This is a genomic window from Collimonas fungivorans (genome assembly GCF_028292705.1).
Lineage (GTDB): Bacteria > Pseudomonadota > Gammaproteobacteria > Burkholderiales > Burkholderiaceae_D > Collimonas > Collimonas fungivorans_B.
In genome coordinates this window covers 1-3758 of sequence record NZ_JAQGLV010000259.1, presented here as the reverse complement: position 1 = coordinate 3758, position 3758 = coordinate 1, and the positions used below count along the sequence as shown (strand labels likewise).

4 protein-coding genes and 1 pseudogene are annotated in these 3758 nt (G+C 65.1%); all 5 read right to left on the bottom strand.

Features of this window, described 5'->3' with window-relative positions; all coding sequences use genetic code 11:
• Positions 1-833, bottom strand: a pseudogene (locus tag JWQ61_RS14700) (ATP-binding protein); the annotation flags it as partial.
• Positions 820-1329: an aspartyl/asparaginyl beta-hydroxylase domain-containing protein gene (locus tag JWQ61_RS14695; RefSeq protein WP_304361183.1), complete on the bottom strand. Its 510-nt coding sequence runs from the start codon at positions 1327-1329 to the stop codon at positions 820-822. The gene JWQ61_RS14695 and the pseudogene JWQ61_RS14700, both read right to left, overlap by 14 nt.
• 26 nt (positions 1330-1355) lie before the next feature.
• Positions 1356-2132: a hypothetical protein gene (locus JWQ61_RS14690; RefSeq protein ID WP_304361182.1), complete on the bottom strand. Its 777-nt coding sequence runs from the start codon at positions 2130-2132 to the stop codon at positions 1356-1358.
• A gap of 4 nt (positions 2133-2136) precedes the next feature.
• The gene (locus JWQ61_RS14685; RefSeq protein WP_304361181.1) at positions 2137-2799 is read right to left on the bottom strand and encodes a hypothetical protein; all 663 of its coding nucleotides are present in this window, start codon (positions 2797-2799) and stop codon (positions 2137-2139) included.
• A 31-nt stretch (positions 2800-2830) separates the two neighbouring features.
• Positions 2831-3758: hypothetical protein (locus JWQ61_RS14680; protein WP_304361180.1), on the bottom strand; the 928-nt coding region annotated here is incomplete at its 5' end.

Genomic DNA, 3758 nt, shown 5'->3' with positions numbered 1-3758 from the left:
TCCTGCAGGGACAGGTCGGGGCCTTGCAGATGCAGCATGAAGCTGGAATGCCCGTCGTCCGCCTTGGCGGCGCGGGCAATGAAACTGGACAGCTGTTGCTTCACCGCTTCTTCCACCAGGTGTTCATCCAGCTCCAGCCGGCCGTCGATATCGTGCAGCGGCTGTTCCAGGCGCAGCTGCGGCGCGGCGCGCGCCAGCAGGTAGGAGGCGATCGCGGCGTTCAAGCGATAGCCGCCGCTCAGCGCGCCAAGGCGGCTGCCGCCGGCCAGTTCGACCAGGTCCCACTGACGCAAGGCGCCATTGCTCATCAGGCTCTGCTGCATGTCGATGCGATCCGCAAGGGCGCCACCCAGCATCACTGCCGCGCTGGCCAAAGGCGTGAAGCCGTGGTCGTCGTCGGCGGCGTCCGGATCGCTGCTCACTGCCTGCAGGATGGCGTGGTAGCGCTGGTCCAGTTCAGCCAGGAAGGCGCACAGCAATAACTCCTGGTCGCGCTGGCTGAGCTGGAACAGCAGCGCCAGGTGCACCCAGGGCAAAAACACCTGGGAGCGGATGCTGGCCGCGCTGCGCTGGACCAGCCGGTCCCAGCGGCGCTGCAGGGCCGATCCCAGCTGGACCAGCTGTTGCTGCAACTGGCCGGAAGGAGCTTGCCGGCGGCTGGCCTGGCGGTACAGCGCCGCCAGCCGGTCATCCGTTTCCGCCTGGTCGAATGACGGCCCCTCCGCCAGCTGGCGCAGTAGCAAGGCGCGCTCGATCATGCCGTCGCCAATCTGGCGCAGCTCTTGCAGCAATTCCTGGTTATCGGCGTAAGCAGTGGTTTCAGCTGGATTCATCGGCCTGCGCTCCTTCCGGCTTGGCGAAATCCACCAGCAGCACCAGCCGTTCCGAACTACCGCGGTTCCAGGCTTCATGTTCAACGGTATCGTCGAAAACCAGGCATTCTCCCGGGATCCAGCGCCGCACCTGCGCGCCGACGCGGATGCCGCAATGCTCGCCGGCGCGCAAACCGAGATGCAGCCGCAGCACCTGGTCGCTGTAGCCGACGTGCGGCGAAATTTCGGTGCCGGCGGCCAGCCGCGAAAAGCCGGCATGCGACAACCCGGGAACCTGCTGCAGCAGTTCCGCAGTATGCGGACAGAAGATGCAGTTTTCCAGCAGCGGCTGCTGGCCGACATATAACCCATATACATCCCAGCCGTGGTTGTACAGCTGCCTTTCCGGCCAGGCGTCGAACTCCTGCCCGGGCAACGCCAGGCATTCCGCCAGGATCGCTTGCCAGTGGCGGCTCAGCAGCTGGGTAAAGGCAAATTGGCTTGGGGTGAAAAACATGGCGTCATTCCTCAGGTTGGCAGGCGTTACCAGAACAGGCGCCACCGGCCATCCAGCCAGGCGCCGTGGCCTTGCAGCGTGATGCGGTATTGCCCGTCCTGCACCGGCAGGCCGCGCGCCTGGTGATAGCAGTCGCCGGAATGCACGAACAAAGCGCCGGCCTGGTATGCAACCAGGCGGCTGGCGCAGTCTTGCAGCAGCTGCATCTGTTCCTGGCCGCCCAGGTCGGCGATATCGGCCAGGCGCAGCGGCCAGATCTTCATGCCAGCGCCCTCCTCGGGCAAGCATAGCGCCAAGGTAAACGACAAGGTGGGCAACGGCGCGCCGGCCACTGCGGCGGGCAGCCCGAGCGCCAGGTGCGCCGTGTCGACATGGATCGGATTGCCGGGAAAACCATGGCCGTCGCGCCGCTGGAACCATGCGCCGTGCAGAATATCGTGTTGGTCGTCGGCGGCGAAATCGGCGTGGCCGCCGAAAATATGGAAACCGGGCAGCGCCGCGTCCGACAGGAAACCGACGGGCTGCCCCAGCTGTTCTTGCAGGCCGGACAGCAAGGCCTGGTATACGTCGCCGAAATTTTCGTGCAGGAAAGGATTGTATTGGCGCGCCAGGCGCAGGTACGGCTTGGCCGGATTGCCGGTGATGTCGTAGTAGTTGGTCGCGCCCAATGTATAAAACGGCAGATGCGGATGACGCGGCAACCAGAAAGCATCGAGGTTGAGCAGGCGCTGGACGATGTCGTCGGCCGCGGCCTGGCTGAACAGGCGCAGATGGAATTCCGGATGGATGGCGGCGGTCGGCATGCTCTTACCAGTACAGCAGGATGCGCTGCCCAAGCCGTAGGCCATGGCCTTGCAGCGTGATGCGTTCAAGATAGCCGTCGCACCTGAGCACGGCCTGGTGTGTCGCCAGGCCGCTGTGGACCACCAGCTGCCCGCTGCGGTAGGGATGGAAATCGGGAGCGGCGGCAACGGCGCCATCGCTCCAGATATTCAGCCCGCTGCCCTCCGGCGTGCTGAGCGGCAAGGTGAAACTGAACATGTCGTCCTCGGCGAACCCCTGTCCGGGAAAGACATCCCGGTACTGCAGGTCGCGGTGCACGCTGGCGACCGGCAGGCTGAACGCCGGATGCGGCAGGTAGATATGGAAACCGGGCCATGCCGCGCCATCCGTCATGCCGGCCGGCGCGCCGAAATAATCGCCCAGCAGCGTCGCCAGCGCTTGCAGCAGCGGGCCGAAATGGCTTTCCAGCATGCGGTTGTTCTGGCTGCGCAACGCCAGGTCATGGTAGACCCGGCCTGCACCGCAATCCAGGTACGCCGCCAGGCCAAGCGTAAAGAACGGCGCCGCGGCATGCCGCGAACGCCAGTGGCGCCGCAGCAGCAGCGTGCGCAGCACCCAGTCTTCGCAGCCGGCTTCATCCAGCAAGTCGAAGGTTGTCAACCGGGTGCGACTGGCGGCAGCTAGCACGGCCGGTCCGCCGAGGCTGGTTGGCCGTGCTTCACAGGTCGCCGCGGGTGCCGTCGCCGACGATGCGCACCAGCGCCCGCGTCAGCAGCCGGCGCTCATTGTTGCTGAACTGCTTGTCCAGCACCTGTTGCATATTGTCGATGAACAGCCCGATGTTGCGGTTGATCAGCGACAGGTCGCGCCGGTTGGCGTCGTTATCGTTGATCTGCACCAGCGCCCGCACGCCGGCTTCGATCAGGCCGCTTTGCTGGCTGCTGAATGTATGGCCGCTGAGCTTGCCGAAGCTGGCGATCAATTCCTGCAGGACTTGCGGATCGACTGTATTGTCGGTTTTCTGTCCCTGCGGCGCCGCCGAGCAGACGATCTTTTGCAGGCGTGCGAGGAACTGCTGGCGGTCCGGTTCGCTGCTGCCGTGGCTGACGCTGTCGCCGAGGATATGCGCCAGGTCGTGCACCCGGCTGTCGATCGCCTGCTGGGCCGACAGCAGCATGCTGCCTTGCACCTTGCCGGACTGCAGCTCGTCGCGCAGCGTGTTCATGGCCTGCTTCATGATGCTGGCCTGCTGGCCGGCCGGCGTCCCCGCCTGCCCCTGCGCGCTGTCGAGGTCCGGGACCCAGTAAAACTCCACTTGCGGCGCCTGGCCGATTTCAGGATTCCAGGTCAGCCGCAGGTTCCAGGTCTCGCCCTTGCGCACCGGCATGGTAAACGAGCCGGGCATGGGAATCAGGATCGTGCTCGCGCCCTTTTTCCCGTTCGGGATGGTATAGCTGTAAGCCAGTCCGGTGGCGTAGACAAAGCTGGTGTTGCTGCCGCTGCTGTCGGCGGTAAAACCTTCCAGGGTGCCGAGGTAATTGGCGCTGAAGGTCGGCTGGCCGACTGTCGCCATGACAAAGCCGTCGCTGGCCGCGACCTGGGTGAAGCTGGTGCCGCCGTCGACCAGGTCGGACTGGTTATACGCG

Bases quoted from the DNA above. Each gene is read 5' to 3' on its own strand.
- JWQ61_RS14695 (WP_304361183.1), bottom strand. From the start codon at position 1,329: ATGTTTTTCACCCCAAGCCAATTTGCCTTTACCCAGCTGCTGAGCCGC.
- JWQ61_RS14690 (WP_304361182.1), bottom strand. From the start codon at position 2,132: ATGCCGACCGCCGCCATCCATCCGGAATTCCATCTGCGCCTGTTCAGC.